Here is a 25,138-nt window from a genome sequence, read left to right on the forward strand (position 1 = left end):
TTTCAGGAGGTCGTGGTGCGCGGCATCACGACGTCAGGGGGTCGTGGTGCGCGGCACCACGACGACGGGCACCGGCAGTTCGCGAAGCATCTTCGCGGCGGTCGATCCCAGGAACAGGTGATGCGGCGTCGCGAGCCGGCTCGAACCGACGAGCACGACTTCGCCGGCATGCCACTCGAGGTCGCGCACCGATTCCTCGATGCTCGCGCCCGTGGCGGTCACGACGGTCGCGTCGACGCCGGCCGGCAGCGCGCGCTGCGCCTCGACGAGCACTTCGTCGGCGTGCGCGCTGCTCGTGAGGTCGGCGAGCTCCTCGTCCATGCCCGAGGGCAGGTCGATGGGCACGAGCGACAGCAGGCGCAGCGGCGCGTGCGCCGAGCGGGCGAAGCGAACGGATGCCTCGAGCACGGCACTCGACCCCGCGCGCGTGCCGATCGCCGCCGTGATGCGGGTGACCCCCTGTGCCGGCGCGACCTCGCGAGCGCCCGCGGGCGCGAGGGCCACCGGGACATCCGACGAATGCAGCAGCGCGCTCGCGACCGAGCCGACGCGCATGCGTCCGAGCAGGCCGCCGCGGGCCGCCCCCACGACGATGAACGAGGCGCCGAACTCGTGCGCGGCCTCGATGAGCCCCTCGGCGAAAGACTCCGCGTAGCGGATGTGCAGCTGCTGCGCGATGTCGTCGTCGAGCGTGGCCGAGGCTTCGGCGAGCCAGGTGCGCGAGCGCTCCTTGAGGTGACGCTCGTAGCCGGTGTCGGGCGGCACGACGCCGCCCCGCGCCTCGATCGGCAGCACCATGACGACCTCGAGCAGCGCCTCCGTCGCGGCGGCGAGCCGCGCACCGAGGGCGAGGGCGTCGGCACCCGACTCGTCGGCCGTGTAGCCGACGACGATGCGATCGGGACCGGACATCAGCGGCCTTCGAGGATCTTGGCGGCGACGAGCCGTCCCATGCGGATCGCCCCATCGACGTGCTGGTAGCCCTTGCCCGCCATGTCGCTGCACGCGAAATGGATCGGGCCGACGGGCGTGCGCAGGTCGGCGCCGTACCGCGCGAGACCGCCCATGTCGAAGCTCGCCGCGTACGCGCCGCGGGTCCACTCCTCACTGCCCCAGTCGCTCTCGTAGTAGACGACCGGGGTGAGCGCCTGCTCGCCGTAGTAGTGCGAGAGCGACTCGAGGATGCGCGCCTTGCGCTCCTCGGTGCTCAGCGTGAACACCCCGTCGGCCTCTTCGTCGGAGACGAAGCCGACGAGCGTGCCGCGCGGGTCGTCGTGGTTCGTGTTGTCGTAGGACTCGTGGCAGAGCTCGTACGGGCTGAACGCGGTGCCGCTGAGGCCGGCGTCGCGCCAGAACGGCGTCTCGTAGACGGCGTGCACCTTGATGACGAACCCCATCGACAGGTGCTGGTGCAGCTGGTGCTGGCGGCGCGGCAGCGGCGGGTCGTACGAGATGCGGCTGAAGAGGATCGGCGGGACGGCCAGGATGACCCGTGCCGCGTGCACCTCGAGCGTGTCGGTCACGGCGACGACGCCGGCGCCAGGGACATCCGTCCCCCAGCGGATCGTGCGCACCGCCTGGCCGAGCCGCACGCGCTCGCCGAGCCGCTCGGCGAGCCCGAGCGGCACCTGCTGCAGGCCGCCGACGACGCGCTTGTCGAGGATGAAGTCGGCGTCGACGAGATTCGAGAACGAGCCGGCCGACGCGGCCATGAGCAGCGCCTGCAGCGCCGAGAACGCGTGGTCGGGCTTCGTGAGCATCGCACCGGCGATGAACATGCCGATGTTCAGGCGCGCCTCTTCGTCGTCGGTCTGCGTCTCGAGCCAGTGCGCGAACGAGATCTCGTCGAGCTCCTTGGCCTTCGGGTGCGCCCACGGCTCGTCGGGGTCGATCTGCGCGACGAGCTCGTCGAGCTTCTCGATGAGGCCGACGATCTCGCCCTCGGTCTTCGCCGGCACGGGGAAGATCTCGCCCTCGAAGAGGCGCCGCTCGCCCTTCTTGTCGATGTAGACGTTCTCGCCCTCGCGGTAGCGCGAGTAGGTCTCGAGGCCGAGCTCGTCCAGCGTCTCGATGAGGGCGTCCTGATCGGGCGAGACCCACTGGCCGCCGATCTCGAGCATGGCGCCCTCGATCGTGTCGGTCCAGAGGCGGCCGCCGACGCGGTCGCGGGCCTCGAGCACGACGACGCTCCTGCCCGCGGCGACCAGCTTGGTGGCGGCGGTGAGCCCGGCGGCGCCGGCGCCGACGATGACGACATCCGTGTCGATGCGTTCCATGATTCCTGTCTCTTCGTTCTTCGTGCGTGCATGCGTCGGTCGAGTAGGGCCGAAGGCCCGTATCGAGACCAGTCGAGTGGGTCTCGATACGCCGCTGCGCGGCTACTCGACCGACGGAAACGCTCAGCTCACCGGGATGAGCGTGTACTTGGTGTCGAGGTACTCGTGGATGCCTTCGAACCCGCCCTCGCGGCCGATGCCCGACTGCTTGATTCCGCCGAAGGGAGCGGCGGCGTTCGAGACGAGGCCGGTGTTCAGGCCCATCATGCCGGTGGCGAGGCGCTCGATCATGCGGTGGCCCCGCGCCAGGTCTTGCGTGTACACGTACGAGACGAGCCCGTACTCGGTGTTGTTCGCGAGGCGCACGGCCTCGTCTTCGTCGGCGAAGGTCGTGATGCCGAGCACCGGGCCGAAGATCTCCTCGCGCAGCAGGCGCGCGTCGGCCGGGACCGAACCGAGCACCGTGGGCGAGTAGAACGAGCCCGCACCGGAGATCACCGCGCCGCCGGTGAGCAGCGTCGCACCCTTGTCGACGGCGTCCTTGACGAGCTCGTCGGTCGTGGCGACCGCCTTGTCGTCGATCAGCGGGCCGATGGCGATGCCGTCTTCGGTGCCGCGACCCACGCGCATCGCCGAGACCCGCTCGGTGACGCGGCGGGCGAACTCGGCGGCGACGTCCTCGTGCACGATGAAGCGGTTGGCCGCGGTGCAGGCCTGGCCGATGTTGCGGAACTTCGCGAGCATCGCCCCGTCGACCGCCTTGTCGAGGTCGGCGTCGTCGAACACGACGAACGGCGCGTTGCCGCCGAGCTCCATGCTCGTGCGCAGGATGCCCTGCGCCGACTGCGCCATGAGGGCACGGCCGACCTCGGTCGAGCCCGTGAAGCTCAGCTTGCGCAGCCGCGGGTCGGCGATGATCGGCGCCGACACCTTCGACGACGTCGACGTCGCGATGACGTTGACGACGCCGGCGGGCAGGCCGACCTCTTCGAGCAGCTGCACGAAGGCGATGGTCGTCAGCGGCGTGAGCGCCGGGGGCTTGATCACCACGGTGCATCCGGCAGCGAGCGCCGGCGCGATCTTGCGCGTCGCCATCGCGAGCGGGAAGTTCCACGGCGTGATGAAGAACGACGGACCGACCGGGCGCTGCGACACGACCATGTGGCCGGTGCCCTCGGGGTTCAGGCCGTAGCGGCCCGAGATGCGCACCGCCTCTTCACTGAACCAGCGCAGGAACTCGCCGCCGTAGGCGACCTCGCCGCGCGCCTCGGCGATCGGCTTGCCCATCTCGAGCGTCATGAGCAGCGCGAACTCCTCTTTGCGCTCCTGCAGCAGGTCGAAGGCACGACGAAGAAGCTCACCGCGCTGGCGCGGCGGGGTGGCGGCCCATGCCTCCTGTGCGGCCACGGCCGCGTCGAGCGCGCGGATGCCGTCGGCCGGCGAGGCATCCGCGATCTCCTTGATCGTCTCGCCCGTCGACGGGTCGATGACGGCGAGGGTCTTGCCGCCCTCGGCGTCGACCCACTCGCCGGCGATGAACAGTCCGCCGTTGACCTTGTCGAGCACGGTGGCTTCGAGTGTTGCGTTCGTCATGCGTGTCGTTTCCGTTTCGTGATTCTCGGTGGCGGTTTCGGTGGCGATCGGATGTCCCGGCGGGAGTTCCCCGTCGATCAGGGGTAGAGGCCGCGGAGCTTGTGCGCTTCGGCGACGCGTTCGACCGCCAGCGCGGTCGCCGCAGTGCGCAGCGACAGTCCTCGCGCCACGGCGTAGCCGAGCACGCACTGCCAGGCGCTCAGCATCCGCTCTTCCAGTCTGCTCTCGACCTCGTCGGCGCGCCACCAATACGCCTGGTTCGCCTGCACCCACTCGAAGTACGAGACGATCACGCCGCCGGCGTTCGCGAGGATGTCGGGCACGACGAGGATGCCGCGCTCGCGCATGATGCGGTCGGCGGCCGGGGTCGTGGGGCCGTTGGCGCCCTCGACGACGACCTTCGCGCCGACGCGGCCGGCGTTGCCGTCGTGCAGCACGCCCTCGACGGCGGCCGGCACGAGCAGGTCGACCTCGAGCGTGAGCAGGTCGGCGCCCTCGATGGGCTCGGCGCCCGCGAAGCCGACGACCGAGCCGGTCGCACGCACGTGGTCGCCCAGCGCCTCGATGTCGAGGCCTGCGGCGTTGAACACGGCGCCGTACTGGTCGCTCACGCCCGTGACGGTGACGCTCGCCTCGACGAGGAAGCGCGCCGCGTCGGCACCGACCTTGCCGAAGCCCTGCACGGCGGCGGTCGAGCGGGAGGGCTCGAGGCCGACATGACGCAGCGCGGCGAGCGCGATGTGGGTGACGCCGCGGCTCGTCGCGCTCGCGCGGCCCTGCGACCCGCCGAGCGAGATCGGCTTGCCGGTGACGATGCCGGGCACCGTGTATCCGCTGTTGACGGAGTACGTGTCCATCATCCACGCCATGGTCTGCTCGTCCGTGCCGATGTCGGGCGCGGGGATGTCGCGCTCGGGCCCGATGATCGGCAGGATCTCGCTCGTGTAGCGACGCGTGACGCGCTCGAGCTCGGCCATCGAGTGCTCGCGCGGGTCGATCGCGAGACCGCCCTTCGCACCGCCATAGGGCACGTCCAGCAGCGCACACTTCCAGGTCATCCACATCGCGAGCGCGCGCACCTCGTCGAGGTTCACGTTGGGCGCGTAGCGCAGGCCGCCCTTGGCGGGGCCGCGCGAGAAGTTGTGCTGCACGCGGTAGCCGAGGTACAGCCGGCTCTCGCCCGAGTCCATGCGCAGGGGCACCGCCACACTCAGCTCGCGGCGCGGGGTCGCGAGCATCTGGTGCAGGCCGTCGGTGAGGCCCAGCAGCCCCACCGCCTCGGCGAGCTGCGACCGCGCGTCGCTCAGCGGTGTCGCGACGTGGGCGTCGGCGGGTTGAGGAGCCGACGAAGTCGCCGTCTCGAAACCTGCCTGCGAGGCATCCGTTGCGGTCGACATCGTCGTCGCCGCGAGCACGTCGGTCATGCCGCCTTGAGCCCTTCTGCGATACGGAGCCCTTCGGCAACGATGGCGAGACCCTCGATGAGGAGCTCGTCCGAAATCGTGAGCGGGGGAAGGAAGCGGATCACGTTGCCGTACGTGCCGCACGTGAGCACGACGACGCCGTTCTGGTGGGCGTGCTTCGCGATGGCGTTCGTGAGGGCCGCGTCGGGTGCGCCGGTCTCGGGGTCGACGAGTTCGATCGCGACCATCGCGCCGCGGCCCCGCACGTCGCCGATGCGCGCGTCTGCGGTGCGCAGCGCGTTGAGGCGGCCGATGAGCACGGCGCCGATCTCGCGGGCACGCTCGATGAGGCCGTCGGCCTCGTACGACTCGATCGCGGCGAGCGCCGCGGTGCACGCGAGCGGGTTGCCGCCGTAGGTGCCGCCGAGACCGCCGGCCATGGCGGAGTCCATGATCTCGGCGCGACCGGTGACCGCCGAAAGCGGCAGGCCGCCCGCGATGCCCTTCGCCGTGACGACGAGGTCGGGGACGATGCCGTCGTGCTCACTCGCGAACCAGGCGCCCGTGCGGCCGAAGCCGGTCTGCACCTCATCGGCGATGAACACGACGTCGTTCGCGCGGGCCCACTCGACGAGCGCCGGAAGGAAGCCCTGCGCCGGGACGATGAAGCCGCCTTCGCCCTGGATGGGCTCGATGATGATCGCGGCGAGGTTCTCGGCGCCGACCTGCTTCTCGATCTGGGTGATCGCGCGGGCCGCGGCCTCGGCGCCCGACAGGCCGCCGTCGCGGAACGGGTACGAGAGCGGCGCGCGGTACACCTCGGACGCGAACGGGCCGAAGCCGCTCTTGTACGGGATGTTCTTCGCGGTGAGGCCCATGGTGAGGTTCGTGCGGCCGTGGTACGCGTGGTCGAACGCGACGACGGCCTGCTTCTTCGTGAAGTGACGGGCGATCTTCACGGCGTTCTCGACGGCCTCGGCGCCCGAGTTGAACAGCGCCGAGCGCTTGACATGGTCGCCGGGCGTGAGCTCGTTGAGCTTCTCGGCGACGGCCACGTAGCTCTCGTAGGGTGCGACGGTGAAGCACGTGTGGGTGAACGCGTCGAGCTGGGCCTTCACGGCCTCGACCACGCGCGGGTTGGCGTTGCCGACACCGGTGACGGCGATGCCCGAGCCGAGGTCGATGAGCGAGTTGTCGTCGGCGTCGACGAGAACCCCGCCGCCCGCGGCGACGACCGAGACGGGAATGGTGGTGCCGACACCCGAGGCGACGGCCTCGGCCTTGCGCGCCATGAGCTCCTGCGAGCGCGGGCCCGGGATGGCGGTGACGAGGCGGCGCTCCTGCGCGAGCGCGGGGCCTCCGGTGGCGGTGGCCGGCGTGGCCGGGGTGTCGACGAGAGTCATGGCTGCTCCGATGCAAGGTGGCGGCGGTGGCTGATGCGTCGATGGTAGGTCGCGGCGATCGGATGGCTCAGCGCCCGCGTGTACACTCGGGTACAGGTTGTTGGACGCCGCGTATAAGCTCGCTCGTCGATCGAGTAGGCCCGCCAGGGCCGTATCCAGATCACGCACGGGTCTCGATACGCTCCTTCGTCGCACTCGACCGACGACATGCCGAGGAGGCGCAATGAAGCCCACCGTGCAGACCCTGCTCGACCGTACCGAACTCGGTCTCGGGTTGCTCACCCCAACCGCCACGCTCGCCCCGGGCGCGCTCGAGACGCCGGTCGCCTGGGCGCACAGCTCCGACCTGCCCGACCCGACCCCGTTCCTCGACGCGGGGCACGTGCTGCTCACGACCGGCACGCAGTTCGGCGACGCGGCGTCCGACGACGCCGGCACCTCAGGCGGGGCATCCGATGGCGGGGCATCCGAGAACGGCGCCTTCGCCGACGCCTACGTGCGCCGCCTCCGCGAGGCGGGCGTCGCGGCGCTCGGGTTCGGCACCGAGGTCATCCGCGCGGGCACTCCCGACGCGCTCATCGCAGCATGCACCGCGCAGGGACTCCCGCTGTTCGAGGTGCCGTACCGGGTGCCGTTCATCGCGATCGCCCGGCTCGTCGCCGACCTGCTCGCCGAAGACGCCTACGCCCGCCAGGCGTGGGCGCTCGCGGCGCAACGCGCGATCTCGCTCGCGGCCCTGCGACCCGACGGGCTCTCGGCGACCCTCGCCGAGCTCTCGAGGCGGCTGGGCACGTGGGTCGGGCTCATCGATGCGACCGGGTCGGTCGACCGCGAGGCGCCACCCGGCGGACTCGGCCAGCCCGCACTCGGCGAGGTCGTCGGCGAGGCGCGATCGATGCTGCGGCGGGGCCAGCGCGCGAGTCGCACGCTGCTCGCCGCCGAGTCGACGGATGCCCCGCAGCGCCTGACCCTGCAGACCCTCGGCGGCGGCGGGGCGCTTCGCGGAGTGCTCGCGATCGGCGACTCCCCCGAGCTCGACCAGGCCGGCCGCGAGGTGGTCACCTCGGTCATCGCCCTCGCCGGGCTCGCACTCGAGCAGAACCGCGACCTCGACCGGGCGCGTGGGCACCTGAGGTCGGGACTGCTGCGCAGCATCCTCGCCGGCGACACGGCGCTCGCCGAGCGGGTCGCCGCCGAGATGTGGGGCGAATTGCCGCATGCGCCGGTGCGGGTCATGGTGACGGATGCCCCGCTGGCCCACGTCGATCAACTCACCGAGTTGCTCGAGCTGCGCGTCGAGGAACGCGAGGGGCGCCTGTTCTTCGGGCGTGACGACGAGCAGTTCGTGCTCGTCGTCGAGCAGCACGATGCGGGGCTCGCCGACGAGCTCGCGTCGGAGTTCGGGCTGCCGGTGGGGGTGTCCGACCCGGTCGGCGGGAGCGACGGCGGCGCGGCGGGCGGCATCGCCGCGGCCGGCGGCATCGCCGCGGGCGCGACCGGCGGCATGGCGCTCGCGCACGAGCAGGCGATGCGCGCGCTCGAGCGCGCCCGCGAGACCGGCGCCGGCGTCTCGTACTTCGAGGAGATCAGCCGCCAGGGCGTGCTCGCGTTCCTCGCCCGCACCGACGCGCGCGCCGTCGCGCTCGCGACCCTCGCGCCGCTCACCGAGCACGATGCCGCACACGGCACCTCGCTCGTCACGACCACGCGAACCTGGCTCGAGCACGGCGGGCAGTTCGACGCCACGGCGCAGGCGCTCGGCGTGCATCGGCACACCGTGCGCAGCCGCATCGCCCTCGCCGAGCGGCTACTCGGCCGCGACCTCTCGGGCTTCCACGCCCGCGCCGACCTCTGGGCGGCCCTGCTCGCCGTGGGCTGACGCCGTCGGCGACGGCCCGGCGAGCGCCGGCGCGCGCCCGCGTCAGCGCGACTGGGCGGCGATGACCCCGCGGTACCAGTCGAACGAGTCCTTGCGGGTCCGTTCGCCCGAGTCGAAGTCGATGTGCACGAGGCCGAAGCGCTGCGTGTACCCCTCGGCCCATTCGAAGTTGTCGATGAGCGACCAGACGAAGTAGCCCCGCACGTCGACGCCGAGCTCAACGGCGTGCCTGACGGCGCTCAGGTGCGCGTCGAGGTACGCGATGCGCTCGACGTCGTGCACGGCTCCGTCGACCACGACGTCGGGGAACGATGCCCCGTTCTCGGTGATCACGATCGGGGGCAGCCGGTCGCCGTAGTCGTCCTGCAGCCCGACGAGCACGTCGGCGAACGCCGAGGGAACGATCGGCCAGCCGAAGCCCGTGACCGGCACGTCCACGAAGTCGGCGGGTTCGAACGGCAGGCCGGCCGCGGCGAATTCCGAGCCGGCGGATGCCGCTGCCACGCGCGTGGGGTTGTAGAAGTTGACCCCGTAGAAGTCCAGCGGGGCGGCGATCAGCTCGAGGTCGCCCGGCTGCACGCCCGGGAACCCGTCGATGCCGAATGCCGACAGGTCGGGGTATGCGCCTGCGAGCACGGGATCGGCGAAGATGCGGTTGTAGACGAGGTCGAACGCCGCCGCCGCGAGTTGATCGCCGGGGGCATCGGAGGCCGGCACGACGAGCGTGTGGTTGTTGGTGATGCCGACCTCGGCGGTGCTGTTCGCGCGGATCGCCGAGACCGCGAGGCCATGGGCGAGCAACTGGTGATGCGCCGTGGGCAGGGCGCCCATCATGAGCGCACGACCGGGTGCCTGGGTGCCGAGGGCGTAGCCCTGCAGCGTCATCATCGCCGGCTCGTTCAGCGTGATCCACCGGTGCACGCGGTCACCGAGCCGGTCGAGCACGAGCGCGACGTAGTCGGCGAATCGCGTCGCGGTGTCTCGAGCGAGCCAGCCGCCGGCATCTTCGAGCGCCTGGGGAAGGTCCCAGTGGAACAAGGTCGGCAGCGGAGCGATGCCGGCGCCGAGCAGCCCGTCGACGACCCGCTCGTAGTAATCGAGGCCGGGGCCGTTCGCCGGCCCGGTGCCGTCGGGCTGCACTCGTGTCCACGAGATGGAGAAGCGGTAGTCGGTGACACCGAGTTCGGAGAGGAGCGCGATGTCGTCGGCGTATCGCCGATAGCTGTCGGCGGCGATCCCGGCGGTCGCGCCCTCGAGAATGCGCCCTGGCGTCTGCGAGAACGTGTCCCAGATCGAGGAGCCCCGCCCGTCGGCGCCGGTCGATCCCTCGATCTGGAATGCGGCGGTGGCGGCACCCCAGCGGAACCCCGGGGCGAACGGCGGGAGTGCTGCCAGCGGCGGTTCGTGCCGGTGTTCGGTCATCGAGTTCCCGCCGTCTCTGGTCGTGGCGGGGATCAGATGTCCCCGCGCGGCCGCGCATGTGGGTCAGTTGACCCACATCGATCACCCTAGCCGGTGCGCCCGATGAGGGGAAGGCGCCGTTTCGCCGCCGGAACGCGCGACCTTCCGCCTCGCCGACCCCGGGCGTACTCTGGGATGAGTCGAGAGGGGACGCCATGCAGGCAGCGGTCGGCGATCGATTGGTCATCCACGGCAAGCAGGTCGGCCAGGCCGACCGACACGGCGAGATCCTCGAGGTGCGCGGAGAGAACGGCGGGCCGCCCTTCCTCGTGAAGTTCGACGACGGCCACGAGACCCTGCTCTACCCGGGAGCGGATTGCGAGCTCGAGCGCGAGCGCCAGGCGCGCTGAGTCCGTCGCTGATCGGGTAGCGAGCGCAGCGAGCGTTCCGAGATCCCGCACGAGGTGGTCTCGATACGCGTGCCTTCGGGGGCGCTACTCGACCGGCGAGTCCGGCCGCTAGCGTGGAGGGCATGTTCACCTCCTACGCGGCGATCGGCGACAGCTTCACCGAGGGCGTGGGCGACGAGATGCCCGACGGCAGCGTGCGGGGCTGGGCCGACTTCGTCGCCCTCGGTCTGGCGCAGGCCGCTCGCCAGCCGATCGGCTACGCGAACCTCGCGATCCGCGGCCGCAAGCTCGGCCCGATCATCGACGAGCAACTCGATGTCGCGATCGCGCTGAAGCCCGACCTGCTGAGCTTCAACGGCGGCGGCAACGACATGCTGCGGCCCCGCATGGACGAGCAGGCGACCGCTACGCGGTTCCGCGGGGCGATCGAGCGCATCCGCGCGGCCGACATCCACGTGCTCATGCTCAGCGGCGCCAACCCCACCGAGCACATTCCGATGGGCAAGGTGTTCGACGCCCGCGGCGCGCGCCTCACCGCGGCCCTCGTCGACCTGGCCGAGGTGCCGGGAGTGACCTTCGTCGACAACTTCAACGACCGAGGGCTCCGGGACATCCGCTACTGGTCGCCCGACAAGCTGCACCTGAACGCGCTCGGGCACGCACGGGTGGCGAGCAACGTGCTCACTGCGCTCGGTGTCGCGGTGCCCGACGAGTGGGGTGTCGCCGAGGTCGCGGCCGCTCCTCCCGGGGCGCGCAGCCGCAACACGGCCGCGTACTATCGCGAGTTCGTGCTGCCGTGGATCGGACGGCGGCTCACCGGCCGTTCGTCGGGCGACGGCCGCACCGCCAAGCGCCCCACGCTCGAACCGACGCCGTCGGCGTGATCGATGTGCACGCGCGCGTGGTGAGCTGCTACCCGAGGTCGCGAACCGGGTGGTATCGGAAATTCACCTCGGCCATGGGCTCGCCGTTGATGAGCCGGAGCGGTACGGGCGATCCACCCGGGTTGTCGTACAGCCGGATGCCGTCGCCGAGGAGCACCGGAAGGATGTGGAGGTCGATCTCGTCGATGAGGCCGCGCTCGAGCAGCTGACGGCCGACGGTCGGCGAGAGCACCTCGACATTCTTCCCACCTGCCGCGCGCTGGGCCGCCTCCAAGGCCTCGGCCACGTCGCAGTCGAGGAACGTCACGCCCTCAGCGGGCTCGGCATCCTCGGGGTGATGGGTGAGCACGAAGATCGGCCCGCTCCAGGCGCCGCCGTACACCGCGTTCGGATCGGGGAAGGCGTCCCATCCAGCGCGTCCGCCGAGGATGGCTCCGGTCGTGCTGGTGTATTCCTCTATCAGCCCCGCCCGGTTGGTCGCATCCGGCATCCAGTCCATGCTGTGGCCGGGCCCGGCGACGAACCCGTCGAGTGACATCGAGAAGTGCCAGAGGACCTTCCCGGCGGCGGTCTGGGGAGTGGTGTCGTGCATGTTCGGCTCCTTCGGCTTGAGGTGAGTCAGCTGACTCACCTCAAGCCACGGTACCGATGCTTCGAAGGTGAGTCAAGCGACTCACCTCTGTGGAATACTGGATTCATGTCACGCGAACTCTCTGCGTACCATCGACAGGTCGCCGCAACCAACCGTGCGGCGATCCTCGACGCGGCCACAGATCTGTTCCTCGAGTTCGGATACGACCGCACCTCGCTGGCGCGCGTCGCCGAGCGCGCCGGGGTCTCCAAGGCGACACTGTTCAAGCAGTTCCCGACGAAGGCGGAACTCTTCGAAGCGACGGTGCTCGCCGCGGGTGACGCGCCCGACGGAGTGCCTGTAGACCCGCCGTCCGGAGACTTCCGCGCGGGTCTGGTGACCTTGGGCCTCGCGTACGTGGAGCTGCTGTGCCGCCCTCGGATGGCGGACCTGATCCGGGCCGTGATCGCCGAGTCACCGAGGTTTCCGGAGCTGCGGGAGCGAACGTTCGATTTCGGCACGCTGCCCGTGCTCGCTTCACTCAGGCGCTACTTCCGAGCGGAAACCGCTGCGGGAACCGCCGACGTCGACGATCTGGACCTGGCGGCAACGCAGTTCCTCGGCATGATCGCCACCGTCGTCTTCTGGCCCCGCCTCGTCCACGGCAACTGGTCGCTCAGTGACGAAGAGACGCGCACGGTTGTCGACGAAGCAGCTCAGACGATCGTCGCACGCTACGCCGCGCCCGTGAGTCGCTGATTCGCGACTCAGCCCGCGCCGTTGAGCACCTCGGCGACGAACGCCCGCGTGCGGCGGGCCAAACCCTCGATGCGCTCGAGTTCGTGCGTGCTCGGTTGCACCTCGGAGGGCGCCGGCGGACGGCCCAGCCGCACCGTCTCCTGGCAGGCGAGGTCGCTGCAGATGTAGGTGCCGACACTGTCGCCCCGCTCACCCGGCGCACCACCACGCCGCGCCGAGAAGAGCACGACCTGGTCGCCCGGCTGCTGCGTGTGGCAGAGGCTGCAGATCGCGGCCCGATGGTGGGAGCCGGTGCGCTCGGCAGCACGCAGGACGACACCCGCGGCCGATCCGTCGAGTTCGGTGATGAGGTAGCCGCGCGCCGGGATGCGCGGGTCGCGCCACGCGAACGCATCGAGGGGCGCCCACTCGGTGACGAAGAACCGCACGGGCAGCGAGACCTGGGCGAGCTCGGCCTCGGTGGCGTTGCCGAGCGTCGAGCGGATGTCGCTCTCGACGAGTGCCTGCATGCGTCCCCTCCCGTGCGCGACCCATCCAGTCTACGAACCGCGCCGCCGGGCGGCGAGGCGACCGGCATTCGGGAAGCGAGGGCCGCGGTTACGACGTCGCCGAGGGCGCGTCGACGTCGGCCCCGGCAGCGCCGTCCGCCGTCGATGCGTCGGCCCCGCGCGCGCCCCCGCGCCCGCGGATCAGGAATCCGAACGCGAGCGCGACGAAGAACATCAGCACACCGTAGACCGCTGCGGGCAGGCTCATCTCGACGCTGCCGATGACGGTCTGGGCGATGACGATCGCGAGGGTCGCGTTGTGGATGCCGATCTCGAACGAGCTCGCGATCGACTGACGGCGGTCGACGCGCAGCAGTCGCGGCACCAGGTATCCGACCCCGAGCGAGAGCACGCAGAACAGCACGGTGATGCCGGCGAGGCGCCCCGCGTTCTCCATGAGCAGCGCGAGGTTCGATACGATCGCGCCCGCAATGACGACGACGAGGATGACGACCGAGGCGATGCGCACCGGCTTGTCCATGCGGTCGGCGAAGGCGGGCTTCCACCACCGCACGAGCATGCCGACCACGACCGGCAGCAGGACGATCGCAAACACCTCGATGGTCTTCGCGAGCTGCAGGCCGAGCTCGCCGCTCTCGGGCAGGAAGTACGCGATCGCGAGGTTCGTGATGAGCGGCAGCGTGACCACGGCCAGCACCGAGTTGATCGCGGTGAGCGAGATGTTGAGGGCGACATCGCCGCGGAACAGGTGGCTGTAGAGGTTGGCCGTCGTGCCGCCCGGCGATGCCGCGAGGAGCATCATGCCGACCGCGAGCACGGGCGGCAGCCGGAACAGCAGCACGAGCCCGAAGCAGATCGCGGGCAGCAGCACGAGTTGGCAGACGAGGGCGACGATCACCGCCTTGGGATGCTTCGCCACGCGCGAGAAGTCGCGCGGCGTGAGGCTGAGGCCGAGCCCGAACATGATGATGCCGAGCGCAACGGGCAATCCGATGGTGGTCAACGCTGATCCCATCCGCTCAGTGTGGCGGATCCGCGGCGTTCTGGGAATGGGCATTTCGCGGCGAAGACGTGACGAATCCTCTGTTGCGACCCGGGCGCGCCGCCCTACGATGTCTGCAACAGACAGGGGGCGCGATGGCTGATCGTCGGTTCACGGTCATCGCCGTGGCGGGTGCCGCGGTCATCGCTGCGGGTCTCATCGTGGGCGGCGTCGCGCTCGGCACGTCGGGCGTGTTCGAGCCCCGCGGCGCGCCCGAGACCGAGACGGTCCGCGAGGAGCCGCGCTGGGACGAGCCGGCTCCCGACGTCGGGCCCGGTGTCGCGCCCGATTCCGACAGCGGCCAGCCGACCACCGGCGCCGGCATCTGCTGGGTGTATTCGGGCGGGGGCTGGCTCGGGGCTCCCTGCCCGCCCGCCGCCGACGAGTGAGGGCAGAGGTCAGCCGAGGTCGAACGCGGGCGCCGGCCGATCGTCGACGCGCGGACACCACCCGGCCGGAGCGCGGTCGTAGGCGTGCGCCGGCCCGTCGGCGATGAGGGCGCCGAGCGCGAAGAGGAAGCGGTCGATGTCGTCGACGGATGTCCCGGCGCCGAGACTCGCCCGCAGCCCGTTCGACCTCGTGGCGAGGCGGTCGAAGAGCGGGTGGGCGCAGAACCGCCCGGCGCGCACCGAGATGCCGTGCTCGGCGCCGAGGGCGGCGGCGAGGAGCCCGATGGATCCGCGTTCGAGTTCGATCGTGGCGATGCCGAGCCGGTCGTCGATGTCGTCGAAGCCCCGGATGACACGTACCCCATGCTGCGCCACGAGCCCGGCGTGCAGGTGTTCGGTGAGTGCATGCTCGTGGGCCGCGCGCGCGTCGTCGCCGAGCCGCTCGAGCTCGACGAGCGCCCGCGCGAGCGCGACGATGCCGATGACGTTCGGCGTGCCGGCCTCGTGCCGATCGGGGCCGGTCTTCCACGAGACGTCGTCGATGCCGACCGATTCGACCGCACCTCCTCCGAAGAGGTGCGGCGGAGCCGCGTCGAGCCAGTCGCCGCGGCCGACGAGTGCGCCCGCCCCGTATGGCGCGTAGGCCTTGTGACCCGAGAACGCCAGGTAGTCGACGCCGAGCGCGGTGACGTCGATCCTTCGGTGCGGCAGCAGTTGGGCACCGTCGACGGCGAGCCGCGCGCCGTGCGAATGGGCGAGGTCGGCGAGGTCGGCGATCGGCAGCACCTCGCCGGTGACGTTCGACGCTCCGGTGACCGTCAGCATTGCGGCCGGACATCGGCCGAGTTCGGCATCGAGCGCGTCGAGGGTCTCGGCGATCGTGCGCCGTCCGGCGACCACACGGCGGGCGCCCTGGCGCCACGGCAGCAGGTTCGCGTGGTGCTCGATGTCGAGCACCACCGTGTCGCCGGGCACCGCCCGGGCGAGCAGGTTGAGCGCGTCGGTCGTGTTGCGCGTGAAGACGACGAGGTCGTCGTCGCGCGCTCCGACATGGCGTGCGACCACGGCCCGCGCCTGGTCGACGAGCGCGGTGGTCTGCTGCGACGGATACCCCGTGCCCCGGTGCACGCTCGCGTAGTACGGCAGCACGCGCGTCACCTGTTCTGCGACGACGGCGAGCGCGGGGGCCGACGCGGCGACGTCGAGGTTGACGTGCCGCACGCGGCCGCCTCCGAGCACCGGCACCTCGAGGCCCGCATCGGCGAGCAGCGCGAGTGGCGGCTGCGAGACCGTCACCGCCGCTCCCCCACCGCTCACGAGTGCACTCCCGCCGTCTCGAACTCGCCGCGCGCGACGTGCACGTTGTCGGGCCGCTCGAGTCCGAGCGAGTCGCGCAGGGTCTCGCCCTCGTACTCGAGCGGGAACACGCCCCGGCGCTGGAGCTCGGGCACGACCCCGAGCGCGAACGCGTCGAACTGCGCCGGCTGGATCGCGGAGAGCACGTTGAACCCGTCGACCGCTCCGGCATCGCCCCACGCCTCGAACTCGGTTGCGATGTCGTTCGCGGTGCCCACGATGACCGAGGCGCTCACGGATGCCGCGACCACGAGATGCCGCAGGGTCGGCGGCCGCTCGCCGTGCGGGCTCCGGCCGGTGCGCTCGGCGACGATCTCGACGAGTTCCTGCCCGACCGCACTGAACGCTGCGACCAGCGCCGGCGTGACGGCCCGATCGGGCGAGAGCCCCGAGAGGTCGACGCCGACGAGGGTCGCGAGCTGTGCGAGCGACCGGTTCGCGGGGAACGCCTGAGGCGGGCCGTCGGGCCAGTCCTCCGCGATCTGAACGAGTTCCGACAGTTCGTCGGCGATGGATTGGGCGTGCTCACGGGTCTCGCCGACGATCGGCAGCACCGGCGCGATCACCTTGAGGGTGCGGTCGTCGCGGCCGGACTCGAACGCGAGCGAGCGCAGCTCCTCGCGGATCGCGACGGCGTGCTCGAGGTCGCTCACGGCGACGAGGGCGAGGTCGGCGTGCTGCGCCGCGAAGAGTCGCGATCGCGGCGAGGTGCCGGCGTGCACGATCGGCAGGTGCCCCTGCACGGGACGCGCCACATTCAAGGGGCCGTCGACGCTGAGGAACTGGCCGCGGAAGTCGGTGGGGTGCAGCTTCGACGGGTCGAGGAAGACGCCGGATGCGACATCCGCCACGATCGCGTCGTCTTCGAACGAGTCCCACAGACGCCGCAGCACCTGGTCGAACTCTGCCGCGCGCTCGTAGCGCGACGGGTTGACGACGTGGAAGTCCTGTCCGTGGTTGCCGGCCGCGCGGGGCTCGGAACCGGTGGCGAGGTTGAGTCCGGCGCGGCCGCCCGAGAGCAGGTCGATCGAGGCGGTGGCCCGGGCGAGCGTGTAGGGGTCGGCGTAGCCCGTGTTCGCGGTCGCGATGAGCCCGATGTGCTCGGTGACCCCGGCGAGATACGTGATCGCCGACAGCGGGTCGATTCGCGCCACGAGATAGGGGTCGCGGAACTCGAGGTCGTGGCCGGTCGCGAGCCAGTCGCCGAAGAAGAGGTAGTCGAGTCGCGCCGCCTCGGCGACCTGGGCCGCGTGCCGCAGCACGCCGGCGTCGCCGCGCGGATCGCGGTGAGCTCCGGGGTACCGCCACCCCGACGGGTAGGCCCCGATGGCCCTGACCATCGCGCCGATGATGAGTCGCGTCGACATGTGCTCACGTTAGGCACGCCCTGCGGGGCACCGCACCGGGCGGCGTCGCAAACGGTCACGGCGTGACACATTTCGTCGTCGGGCGACACACGGGCACGCAGACACGCCGTCGCGCCGGCTCCGAGCTCGTCAGTCGCGCGGCCTCGATGACTTGTGGCGGGGCTTGCGGGCCGGGCGGTCATCGTCGTCGTACCTGCGGCGAGGCGGTGCGCCCCGGTCGGGTCGCAGCTCGATCAGGCGGCCCGAGATGCGGGTGTTCTCGAGGCGCGCGAGCGTGTCGTCCGAGAGATCGGCCGGAAGTTCGACGAGCGAGAATTCGGGGCGGATCTGGATCGCACCGAAGTCGTCCCGGCGCAGCCCGCCCTCGTTCGCGAGGGCTCCCACGATCTGGCGGGGCTCGACGCGGTGGCGCCGGCCGACGGCGATGCGATACGTCGCCATGCCCGGCCCGGCCTGACGCTGACGCCGGTCGCGGCGCTCCGAGTCGCCGTCGCGGTCGTCGCGGTCGCGCCACCGGCGTTCGCCGCGGTCGCCCCGATCGCGGTCGTCGCGGTCGCGCGTACCGCGCTCGCGTCGCGGCCGCTCGGGCTCGGGCTCGAGCAGCAGCGGCGTCTCACCCTGGGCGACGACGGCGAGCGCGGCGGCGACATCGACCTCGGGCACGTCGTGGTGTCGCACGTAATGGGCGACGATGTCGCGGAACCCCTCGATGCGCTCGGCGGCCGAGAGTGCCTCGGTGATACGGTCGTCGAACCGGGCGAGCCGGGTGACATTGACCTCGTCGACGCTCGGCAGCTGCATCTGGTTGAGCGGCTGACGTGTGGCCTTCTCGATGCGCGAAAGCAGGCCGCGCTCGCGCGGGGTCACGAAGCTGATCGCGTCGCCCGTGCGGCCCGCGCGCCCGGTGCGCCCGATGCGGTGCACATAGGGTTCGCTGTCGGTGGGGATGTCGAAGTTCACCACGTGGCTGATGCGTTCGACGTCGAGGCCGCGGGCTGCGACATCCGTTGCCACCAGGATGTCGAGCTTGCCCGACTTCAGCTGGTTGACGGTGCGTTCGCGCTGCGCCTGTGCGATGTCGCCGTTGATCGCGGCGGCCGAGTATCCGCGAGCGCGCAGCTTCTCGGCGAGCTCCTCGGTGACGTTCTTCGTGCGAACGAAGACGATCATGCCCTCGAAGTTCTCGACCTCGAGGATGCGCGTGAGCGCGTCGATCTTCTGCTGGTACGACACGACGAGGTAGCGCTGCGTGATGTTCGCCGACGTCTGCGTCTTGGTCTTGACCGTGATCTCTTCGGGGTCGTGCAGGTACTGCTTCGACATACGGCGGATCGCGGCCGGCATGGTGGCCGAGAACAGCGCGACCTGCTTGTCGTCGGGGGTGTCGGCGAGGATCGTCTCGACGTCCTCGGCGAAGCCCATCTTGAGCATCTCGTCGGCCTCGTCGAGCACGAGGTACTTCAGCTCACTGAGATCGAGCGTGCCCTTGTCGAGGTGGTCCATGATGCGGCCCGGAGTGCCGACGACGATGTGCACGCCGCGCCGCAGGGCCGAGAGCTGCACCCCGTAGCCCTGCCCGCCGTAGACCGGCAGGATGTGCACGCCGCGCAGGTGCGCCGCGTAGCGTTCGAACGCCTCGCAGACCTGCAGCGCCAGCTCGCGGGTGGGCGCGAGCACGAGCGCCTGCGGCGTCTTCTGCGACAGATCGAGGCGCGCGAGGATGGGCAGCGCGAACGCCGCGGTCTTGCCGGTGCCGGTCTGCGCGAGACCCACGACATCGCGGCCGCCGAGGAGCGTCGGGATCGTCGCGGCCTGGATCGCCGACGGGGTCTCGTAGCCGACGTCGTCGAGCGCCTTGAGCACCGGGCCGTCGAGTCCGAGGTCGGAGAACGTCGTGGCGGGCTGCTCGGCAGCCGCTGCCTCGACCGGTGCGTCGTCTGAAGTCACGCTTCAGGGTAGTCCGCGCAGGCTGTGAGCGGGCGGATGTCGCGAACGTCGTGTGCGGGACATCCGCGGTCGGTCACCATCGGTGCAGGTCGCTACGCTCATGACAATGGATCGAGTACGGATGCCGCAGGGACGCCAGTTCGCGGTGACCTGGTCGATCCCCGACGACTACGGCGGCATGACCGCCGCCATGCTGCAGCGGTCATCGGCGTTCAGCCGGCTCGGCGGTACGCCCGTCGATGTACTCACGTTCGACGCGCGGCCCGATACCGCCGACCTCGAGCAGCGACTGCGCGAGCGCGGCGTGCTCGACCCCGGGGTGCGCCTGGTGAACCTGTACGACTGGCTCCGCAGACGTCCGCTGCCCGGCGGCGCGTTGAAAGCCGAACGCGACGTGTTCACGCCCCTCGCCGAAGCCGACGCGACGGCGACGCGACGACGCGGCGACACTGTGACGAGCAGGGTCCGCAGCGACGACCACGGACGCACCCTGCAGGTCGATCACTACCGCGACGACGGCACGCTCGTGCTCAGCGACCGGCGCGACACGCGCCGCCGCGGCGTCATCGGCGGCCGCTCGATCGTGCTGTGCGACCCCCACGGCCGGCCGGTGCGATCGTGGGCGCGCATCTGGCCGCTCTACACGGCGTGGCTCGACGCGCTCACCGATCGCCGACAGAGCTTCATGATCGTCGACAGCAAGACCATCGCGCGGTTCATGGTCGGCTACCGACGGTCGCACGTCATCACGGCCCACGTGGTGCACGCCTCGCATCGGTCGGGTGCGGGCGACGCCCACCCCGTGCGGGCGTCGCGGCGAGACGTGTTCGAGCACCTCGACGGGTTCGACCTCGTCGCAGTGCTCACCCGCGGGCAGGCGGCCGACATCGAACAGGATGTCGGGGCCACGCCGAACCTCGTCGTGATCCCGAACTCGCGACCCGCCGCGGGCGTGTCGGCCGGCCGGGTGCGAAATCGCGGCGGATCCCCGCATCCCGGCGATCCGCGCGATCCCGACCGCGGTGTCGTGCTCGCCACGTTGACGCCGCGCAAGCGCGTCTCGCACGCGATCGACGCGGTGCAGCGGGCTCGCGGTATCGGGTCCGAAGCCGGCGCCGGCGGCGCCGCTGCCGGCCTCCGGCTCGACGTGTACGGCGACGGTGAGAGCCACGCTGCGCTGGAACGGCGGATCCGGGACGACCCGGCGGTGCGGCTGCACGGATTCGATCCCGACGCCCGCCGCGAGTTCGCGACAGCGTCGTTCCTGCTGCTGACATCGCGATCCGAGGGCTCGCCGCTCGTGCTCGTCGAGGCGATGGCCGCCGGATGCCTCCCCATCGCCTACGACATCCGGTACGGGCCATCCGACCTGATCAGGAACGGGCGGAACGGCTACCTGGTGCCCGCCGGCGATGTCGACGCGCTCGCGGCGGCGATGGGACGCCTGCGGGAGCTGCCCTCCCGTCGCGTCGAGGCGATGCGATGCGCGGCGATGCGCTCGGCACGCCGATTCGACGAGGCGCGGGTCACGCAGATCTGGGCGCGCGAGCTTCATCGGTCGGCCGTTCGCCGCCGGCTGCGACGATCGCCGAAGCTGAGGCACGTGCGCGAACTCACGGCGCGCTCGCGAGTCGCCGCGTCGGTTCGCACCGTCGTGGTGAACGTCGTGACCGCGTTCGGATCGGGCCGCGGTTCGCGAGGGCGCGAGAAGACCGGGACGTCGCGCGGCTGAGCGGCTATTCGGGCTTGTTGGGTCCGCCGGGCTTACCCTTGCCGTTGCCCTTGCCGGGGTGATCGTCACTCGGGACGGGCGTCTCACTCGCTTCGGGCTGAACGGTCGGCTCGGGCTCGGGAGGCGGCGCCGGTGCCGGTTCGTCGGACGGAGCGTCCGTCGATTCGGGGAGGCGGAACGGCGGGGCCGGCGTCGATGTCGGCAGGATCGGTCCGAACGGGCCGAGACCCTCGGAATCGGTCGAGTCGGGGGTGGGTCGACCGTCGCGGGTCGATGTCGAGGCGTCCTCGCCGAACGCCGTCTCGGTCACCGTGCGGATGAACGCGGCGCCGCTGCCGATCGCCGTGATCGCCACGAGTACGGCGACGGTCAGCAGCGCTCCGAGGCGATGCACCGACAACCATTCCGCGACGCGCGCCACCAGCGGCGCGATCGGGTCGATCAGCGACGCGAAGACCGTGGCGAATCGAGACTTCGGCGCAGCCCGACGACCTCGCGTCGGCAACGTGTCGACCTCGATCTCGTTGTCGTCGTCGATCTCGGGCACGCTCACCTCGTTTCAGTCTTCGGCACAGGACCCGCCAATGGGGGTCATCGGGCACCCGACATCGAGGATACGTCAGTGCTTCGAATCGACGACGACCGTCGGCCCTCACGAACTCACCCGCGCGTTGCCCCCGATCCCTCCGACCGCCGCGCGATCATCGGTTCCGCCTAGCGACCGACCTTGCCGAAGAGTCCCGCGATCGGCGCGAGCACCATCGGGCGGGCGGCGACCCACGCCGCCGCGATCACGACGAGCGAGGCCACGAAGATCCAGAAGCCGAGCCAGCTGACGACGTCTTGCGCCGCATACATGTGATTGAGGTTGCGCAGCGCCCCGGTGAGGAAGACCAGCGCGACGTGCACCACGATGAAGGCGACGAAGTAGAGCATCACCGGGAAGTGCACGGCGCGCGCCCACTCCACGGGATAGATGCGGTTCAGTGTCTTCGCGTTCTTCGGCCACAGCCCCGACATGCGCACACCGGTCACCGCGGCGAGCGGCGCCGCGATGAAGATCGTCACGAAGTACGCGAGCACCTGGAGGCTGTTGTAGTTCACCCAGCCGTTCTCGAGCGGCCAGTCCAGCGACACGTACTGCAGGGTCGCTGAGATCGCGTTCGGGATGTACTCCCAACTCGTCGGCACGACCCGCATCCACTGCCCGGTCGCGAAGAGGAGCACGACGAAGACGATGCCGTTGACGAGCCAGAGGATGTCGAGCGACTGGTGGAACCACAGGTTCAGGCTGATCTTGCCCTGTCCGCCCTTCGACCACCGCGGCGTCCAGTAGGCGGCCGGTCGCTTCTCGGTGCGCACCTGCAACCCCGATCGGATGATGAGCACGATGAGGAACACGTTGAAGAAGTGCTGCCACCCGAGCCATGCCGGCAGCCCGACCGGCGCGCCCTCGGGCAGGTGCGTCTCGCCGGGATAGGTCGCGAGGAAGTCCTGCATAAAGCCGAGCGTGAGGAACCAGTTCGTCACGACCACCACGAACGTCGCCGCGAGCAGCAACCCGAACCCACCGATCACGGCCGAACCGAGCAGCTGGCCGAAGGTGTAGGCGCCGAATCGTCCGGGTTTGGGCGCGGGCGCCGGCGCCGGCCGAGGCCGCGGGGCCGGGCCCGCGGTGGCCGGGCGGGTCGCCGCCGGGCGGGCCGCCGCCGGGCGGGCGAGCGGGACGCGCTGGGGCGGCGCGGCAGGGACGGGGGCCACGGATGCCGCGACCGCGGCCTCCTCGACGAGCGGAGGCGTCACGGGCGCGGGCGGCACGGGCGCGGGCGCGACCCCTGTGACCGGCGCGGCTTCTGCGACGACCGCGCGGACCGGGGCGAAACCGGCCGCCGGCCATGCCTCGCCGCCCTTCACACGGGGAAGGCCTCGTCGGAGCGGACGTTCGGAGGTCGCGGCTCCGAGCGCCGTCGCGGCGGGGGCGACCGCCGGAACTGCGGCGGCAGCCACGCCCGCAGCCGAGGCTGCGGCGGCAACGGGCGCCTGTGGCGCGGGCGCAGCCGGGCTCGCGGCCGCAGGCGCGGGTGCCGCCGCGACGGCGGGCGCGGCGGCCGGCCACGGCTCACCTCCGGGAACCCGGGGCAGTCCCCGCCGAACCGAACGCCCGGGCCCCATCGCCGCAGCGACGACGGACGGACGCTCCGGGGCGGGCGCGGCAGCGACATCCGCAATATCGACGATCGGTTCCGGAACGGCAGCCACCGAACCACTCGCCGGGCTCTCGGCACGAGCCGCCACGATCTCGATGGGCGCGTCACCCAGCGGCGGCCAGGCGTCGCCGCCGCGTTCGCGAGGCAGTCCCCTACGGAGGGTCGGCGGGTAGGTGGCCACGGGTCAGCGCTTCCGTTCGGCGAGCGCGCTGATCAGCTGCGGCACGACGGTGAAGACGTCGCCGACGACACCGAAGTCGGCGACCTCGAAGATCGGCGCATCGGGGTCCTTGTTGACGGCGACGATGTTCTTGGCGGTCTGCATGCCCGCCTTGTGCTGGATCGCGCCAGAGATGCCGAGGGCGATGTAGAGCTGCGGCGACACCGAGACGCCGGTCTGGCCGACCTGGTGGTTCGCCGGGATGTAGCCGGCGTCGACCGCGGCGCGCGATGCACCGACGGCGGCGCCGAGGGCGTCGGCCAGCTCTTCGACGAGCGCGAACTTCTCAGCCGAGCCGAGACCGCGGCCGCCCGACACGACCCTCGTCGCCCCACGCAGCTCGGGCCGGCTGGAGGCCTCTTCGATGGCTTCGACCGACTCGATGGTCGTAGCCTCCGCTCCCGAGGCCTGCAACTCGAGCGTCTCGAGAGCGATCGGCCGCGCCTCGGCACGCGATTCGATCGCGCCCTGGCGAACGGTGACGACCAAGGGGCCGAACGTCGCGGCGGATTCGAGGTTGTACGCCCCGCCGTACACGGAGTGCCGGGCGACGACGCCCTCGTCGTCGCGGGAGACGCCGATCGCGTCGACGGCGATCGGCGCGCTCGTGCGTGCGGCGAAGCGACCGGCGATGTCGCGGCCCTCGATCGAGTTCGAGATGAGCACCGCGTCGGGCGCGACGGCGCCGGCTGCCGCGGCGAGCGCGTCGACCTGCGGCACGGTGAGCTGCGTCTGCACCGCATCGGTCTCGACGACGAGTGTGCGCTCGGCCCCGGCTGCCGCGGCCTGCTCGGCGAGCGCCTGCGCGTCACCTCGCCCTGGCGCCGTGACGGCGAGCGCCACCGGGGTTCCGATGAGCGCCGCGGCACCGAGAAGGCCTGTGGCGCTCTTCGCGAGCTCACCGGTCGGCGATGTCTCGAGCAGGACGAGGATCGCGTCTGCGGGGTAGTCGGTCATGTTCGTCCTCTCAGGCCAGCCGGTTCTCGATCAGGAACTCGGCGATCTTCGTGCCGCCGTCGCCCTCATCCGTGATCTTGACGCCCGCGGTACGCGGCGGCTTCTCGGCGATCGCCGTCATGATCGACGAGGCGACCGAGAGATCTTGCGGCTCGATGCCGAGATCGGCCGCGGTCAGCGTCTCGAACGGCTTCTTCTTCGCCGCCATGATGCCCTTGAAATTGGGGAGGCGAGCGTCGGGCAGCGCCTCGGTGATCGAGATCACGGCCGGCAGCGGAGCGCTCACGCGCATGGCGCGGTCGTCGGTGCTGCGGGTGCCCGACACCGAGTCGGCGGTGATCTCGACCGACGAGAGTGCCGTTGCGTTGGGAACTTCGAGCAGTTCGGCGAGCATGGCGGCGAGGACGCCGCCGCTGCCATCGGTCGAGAGGTTGCCGGTGATGACGAGATCGAACCCCGTGCGCCGGATCGCGGCGGCGAGCGTGCGGGCCGTCAACCCGAGGTCGGCTCCGGCGAGTGCGGGGTCGGCGATGTGCACGGCGGATGCCGCTCCCATCGCCAGTCCCTTGCGGATCGTCGCCGCGGCGCTCTCGGGCGCCATCGACAGGAGGACGACCTCGACGCCGTCGGCAGAACCGGCGTGAGCGAGCGCCACTTCGAGGGCACGCTCGCTGATCTCGTCGAGCACGGACTCGCTCGCGGCGCGATCGGCGAGCCCCGTCTCGAGGTCGAGCTTGCGCTCCCCGTAGGTGTCGGGAACCTCTTTCACGAGGACGATGATCTTCATCGGGCCCGGGTCCTTTCCTCATCGGCGAGCAGCAGTGCTCGCCCGA

At 71.1% G+C, this 25,138-nt stretch carries 22 protein-coding genes; 6 read left to right on the forward strand and 16 right to left on the reverse strand.

Translation table 11 applies throughout. The annotated features are described in order from the left end of the window. Window positions 1-33: 33 nt before the first annotated feature. The 5 genes from LQ757_RS13775 to gabT all read right to left on the reverse strand — a co-directional run bounded on the left by LQ757_RS13775 (window position 34) and on the right by gabT (window position 6,675). A complete protein-coding gene (locus tag LQ757_RS13775) occupies window positions 34-912 on the reverse strand; it encodes a universal stress protein (RefSeq protein WP_231047814.1) in 879 nt (292 codons plus the stop codon). Then, window positions 912-2,339 (reverse strand): flavin monoamine oxidase family protein, encoded by a 1,428-nt coding sequence (locus LQ757_RS13780; RefSeq protein ID WP_372459666.1) that lies wholly within the window; start codon window positions 2,337-2,339, stop codon window positions 912-914. The genes LQ757_RS13775 and LQ757_RS13780 overlap by 1 nt, the downstream gene beginning before the upstream one ends. 60 nt (window positions 2,340-2,399) lie before the next feature. Then, entirely contained in the window at window positions 2,400-3,869 is a 1,470-nt protein-coding gene (locus LQ757_RS13785) for an NAD-dependent succinate-semialdehyde dehydrogenase (RefSeq protein WP_231047816.1), read from the reverse strand. 77 nt (window positions 3,870-3,946) lie between these two features. Further along, window positions 3,947-5,293, reverse strand: coding sequence for a Glu/Leu/Phe/Val family dehydrogenase (locus LQ757_RS13790; RefSeq protein ID WP_231047817.1), 1,347 nt, complete (start codon window positions 5,291-5,293; stop codon window positions 3,947-3,949). Next, entirely contained in the window at window positions 5,290-6,675 is a 1,386-nt protein-coding gene (gene gabT / locus LQ757_RS13795) for a 4-aminobutyrate--2-oxoglutarate transaminase (RefSeq protein WP_231047818.1), read from the reverse strand. The genes LQ757_RS13790 and gabT overlap by 4 nt, the downstream gene beginning before the upstream one ends. A gap of 223 nt (window positions 6,676-6,898) precedes the next feature. Here gabT and LQ757_RS13800 point away from each other — a divergent pair, with 223 nt between their 5' ends. Continuing rightward, the gene (locus LQ757_RS13800; RefSeq protein WP_231047819.1) at window positions 6,899-8,554 is read left to right on the forward strand and encodes a PucR family transcriptional regulator; all 1,656 of its coding nucleotides are present in this window, start codon (window positions 6,899-6,901) and stop codon (window positions 8,552-8,554) included. Window positions 8,555-8,596: 42 nt separating this feature from the next. Here LQ757_RS13800 and LQ757_RS13805 read toward each other — a convergent pair whose 3' ends face one another. Beyond that, window positions 8,597-9,976: a GH1 family beta-glucosidase gene (locus LQ757_RS13805; RefSeq protein ID WP_231047820.1), complete on the reverse strand. Its 1,380-nt coding sequence runs from the start codon at window positions 9,974-9,976 to the stop codon at window positions 8,597-8,599. A 194-nt stretch (window positions 9,977-10,170) separates the two neighbouring features. Here LQ757_RS13805 and LQ757_RS13810 point away from each other — a divergent pair, with 194 nt between their 5' ends. After that, window positions 10,171-10,365 carry a DUF1918 domain-containing protein gene (locus LQ757_RS13810; protein ID WP_231047821.1) on the forward strand — a complete coding sequence of 65 codons (195 nt, stop codon included), beginning with the start codon at window positions 10,171-10,173 and terminating at the stop codon, window positions 10,363-10,365. Window positions 10,366-10,487: 122 nt separating this feature from the next. Further along, the gene (locus tag LQ757_RS13815) at window positions 10,488-11,249 is read left to right on the forward strand and encodes an SGNH/GDSL hydrolase family protein (RefSeq protein ID WP_231047822.1); all 762 of its coding nucleotides are present in this window, start codon (window positions 10,488-10,490) and stop codon (window positions 11,247-11,249) included. Between the two features lie 28 nt (window positions 11,250-11,277). On the opposite strand, the gene LQ757_RS13820 is transcribed toward LQ757_RS13815, so the two are convergent. After that, window positions 11,278-11,841, reverse strand: a complete 564-nt coding sequence (locus tag LQ757_RS13820; RefSeq protein WP_231047823.1) for a dihydrofolate reductase family protein — start codon at window positions 11,839-11,841, stop codon at window positions 11,278-11,280. Between LQ757_RS13820 and LQ757_RS13825 the strand changes: the two genes are divergently transcribed. Continuing rightward, complete coding sequence (locus tag LQ757_RS13825; protein ID WP_231047824.1) at window positions 11,836-12,579, forward strand: TetR/AcrR family transcriptional regulator; 744 nt, start codon at window positions 11,836-11,838, stop codon at window positions 12,577-12,579. The two genes, LQ757_RS13820 and LQ757_RS13825, sit on opposite strands and share 6 nt — an antisense overlap. Window positions 12,580-12,587: 8 nt before the next feature. On the opposite strand, the gene LQ757_RS13830 is transcribed toward LQ757_RS13825, so the two are convergent. Together LQ757_RS13830 and LQ757_RS13835 are read right to left on the reverse strand one after the other, a co-directional pair. Next, window positions 12,588-13,088 carry an FBP domain-containing protein gene (locus LQ757_RS13830; protein ID WP_231047825.1) on the reverse strand — a complete coding sequence of 167 codons (501 nt, stop codon included), beginning with the start codon at window positions 13,086-13,088 and terminating at the stop codon, window positions 12,588-12,590. An 88-nt stretch (window positions 13,089-13,176) separates the two neighbouring features. Then, entirely contained in the window at window positions 13,177-14,103 is a 927-nt protein-coding gene (locus LQ757_RS13835; protein ID WP_231047826.1) for a bile acid:sodium symporter family protein, read from the reverse strand. Between the two features lie 122 nt (window positions 14,104-14,225). Between LQ757_RS13835 and LQ757_RS13840 the strand changes: the two genes are divergently transcribed. Continuing rightward, window positions 14,226-14,519 (forward strand): hypothetical protein, encoded by a 294-nt coding sequence (locus LQ757_RS13840; RefSeq protein WP_231047827.1) that lies wholly within the window; start codon window positions 14,226-14,228, stop codon window positions 14,517-14,519. Window positions 14,520-14,528: 9 nt separating this feature from the next. On the opposite strand, the gene LQ757_RS13845 is transcribed toward LQ757_RS13840, so the two are convergent. The 3 genes from LQ757_RS13845 to LQ757_RS13855 all read right to left on the reverse strand — a co-directional run bounded on the left by LQ757_RS13845 (window position 14,529) and on the right by LQ757_RS13855 (window position 19,189). Next, entirely contained in the window at window positions 14,529-15,815 is a 1,287-nt protein-coding gene (locus LQ757_RS13845) for an aminotransferase class V-fold PLP-dependent enzyme (RefSeq protein WP_231047828.1), read from the reverse strand. A gap of 17 nt (window positions 15,816-15,832) precedes the next feature. After that, window positions 15,833-17,242, reverse strand: a complete 1,410-nt coding sequence (locus tag LQ757_RS13850) for an NtaA/DmoA family FMN-dependent monooxygenase (protein ID WP_231047829.1) — start codon at window positions 17,240-17,242, stop codon at window positions 15,833-15,835. A gap of 129 nt (window positions 17,243-17,371) precedes the next feature. Next, a complete protein-coding gene (locus tag LQ757_RS13855; RefSeq protein ID WP_231047830.1) occupies window positions 17,372-19,189 on the reverse strand; it encodes a DEAD/DEAH box helicase in 1,818 nt (605 codons plus the stop codon). Between the two features lie 106 nt (window positions 19,190-19,295). Here LQ757_RS13855 and LQ757_RS13860 point away from each other — a divergent pair, with 106 nt between their 5' ends. After that, a complete protein-coding gene (locus LQ757_RS13860) occupies window positions 19,296-20,921 on the forward strand; it encodes a glycosyltransferase (protein WP_231047831.1) in 1,626 nt (541 codons plus the stop codon). 4 nt (window positions 20,922-20,925) lie between these two features. Here the strand turns inward: LQ757_RS13860 and LQ757_RS13865 are convergent, their stop codons facing one another. The 4 genes from LQ757_RS13865 to LQ757_RS13880 all read right to left on the reverse strand — a co-directional run bounded on the left by LQ757_RS13865 (window position 20,926) and on the right by LQ757_RS13880 (window position 25,092). Further along, the gene (locus tag LQ757_RS13865) at window positions 20,926-21,468 is read right to left on the reverse strand and encodes a hypothetical protein (RefSeq protein ID WP_231047832.1); all 543 of its coding nucleotides are present in this window, start codon (window positions 21,466-21,468) and stop codon (window positions 20,926-20,928) included. A gap of 167 nt (window positions 21,469-21,635) precedes the next feature. Then, window positions 21,636-23,309 carry a cytochrome b/b6 domain-containing protein gene (locus LQ757_RS13870; RefSeq protein ID WP_231047833.1) on the reverse strand — a complete coding sequence of 558 codons (1,674 nt, stop codon included), beginning with the start codon at window positions 23,307-23,309 and terminating at the stop codon, window positions 21,636-21,638. Between the two features lie 3 nt (window positions 23,310-23,312). After that, on the reverse strand, window positions 23,313-24,305 hold the full coding sequence (locus tag LQ757_RS13875; protein ID WP_231047834.1) for an electron transfer flavoprotein subunit alpha/FixB family protein: 993 nt from the start codon (window positions 24,303-24,305) through the stop codon (window positions 23,313-23,315). A gap of 10 nt (window positions 24,306-24,315) precedes the next feature. After that, window positions 24,316-25,092, reverse strand: a complete 777-nt coding sequence (locus LQ757_RS13880; protein ID WP_231047835.1) for an electron transfer flavoprotein subunit beta/FixA family protein — start codon at window positions 25,090-25,092, stop codon at window positions 24,316-24,318. Window positions 25,093-25,138: the final 46 nt, after the last annotated feature.

Origin of the sequence: Agromyces cavernae (assembly GCF_021044935.1) — a bacterium.
GTDB classification, from domain to species: domain Bacteria; phylum Actinomycetota; class Actinomycetes; order Actinomycetales; family Microbacteriaceae; genus Agromyces; species Agromyces cavernae.

Bases quoted from the DNA above. Each gene is read 5' to 3' on its own strand.
- LQ757_RS13775 (WP_231047814.1), bottom strand. From the start codon at position 912: ATGTCCGGTCCCGATCGCATCGTCGTCGGCTACACGGCCGACGAGTCG.
- LQ757_RS13785 (WP_231047816.1), bottom strand. From the start codon at position 3,869: ATGACGAACGCAACACTCGAAGCCACCGTGCTCGACAAGGTCAACGGC.
- LQ757_RS13790 (WP_231047817.1), bottom strand. From the start codon at position 5,293: ATGACCGACGTGCTCGCGGCGACGACGATGTCGACCGCAACGGATGCC.
- gabT (WP_231047818.1), bottom strand. From the start codon at position 6,675: ATGACTCTCGTCGACACCCCGGCCACGCCGGCCACCGCCACCGGAGGC.
- LQ757_RS13800 (WP_231047819.1), top strand. From the start codon at position 6,899: ATGAAGCCCACCGTGCAGACCCTGCTCGACCGTACCGAACTCGGTCTC.
- LQ757_RS13805 (WP_231047820.1), bottom strand. From the start codon at position 9,976: ATGACCGAACACCGGCACGAACCGCCGCTGGCAGCACTCCCGCCGTTC.
- LQ757_RS13810 (WP_231047821.1), top strand. From the start codon at position 10,171: ATGCAGGCAGCGGTCGGCGATCGATTGGTCATCCACGGCAAGCAGGTC.
- LQ757_RS13815 (WP_231047822.1), top strand. From the start codon at position 10,488: ATGTTCACCTCCTACGCGGCGATCGGCGACAGCTTCACCGAGGGCGTG.
- LQ757_RS13820 (WP_231047823.1), bottom strand. From the start codon at position 11,841: ATGCACGACACCACTCCCCAGACCGCCGCCGGGAAGGTCCTCTGGCAC.
- LQ757_RS13830 (WP_231047825.1), bottom strand. From the start codon at position 13,088: ATGCAGGCACTCGTCGAGAGCGACATCCGCTCGACGCTCGGCAACGCC.
- LQ757_RS13835 (WP_231047826.1), bottom strand. From the start codon at position 14,103: ATGGGATCAGCGTTGACCACCATCGGATTGCCCGTTGCGCTCGGCATC.
- LQ757_RS13840 (WP_231047827.1), top strand. From the start codon at position 14,226: ATGGCTGATCGTCGGTTCACGGTCATCGCCGTGGCGGGTGCCGCGGTC.
- LQ757_RS13850 (WP_231047829.1), bottom strand. From the start codon at position 17,242: ATGTCGACGCGACTCATCATCGGCGCGATGGTCAGGGCCATCGGGGCC.
- LQ757_RS13860 (WP_231047831.1), top strand. From the start codon at position 19,296: ATGGATCGAGTACGGATGCCGCAGGGACGCCAGTTCGCGGTGACCTGG.
- LQ757_RS13875 (WP_231047834.1), bottom strand. From the start codon at position 24,305: ATGACCGACTACCCCGCAGACGCGATCCTCGTCCTGCTCGAGACATCG.
- LQ757_RS13880 (WP_231047835.1), bottom strand. From the start codon at position 25,092: ATGAAGATCATCGTCCTCGTGAAAGAGGTTCCCGACACCTACGGGGAG.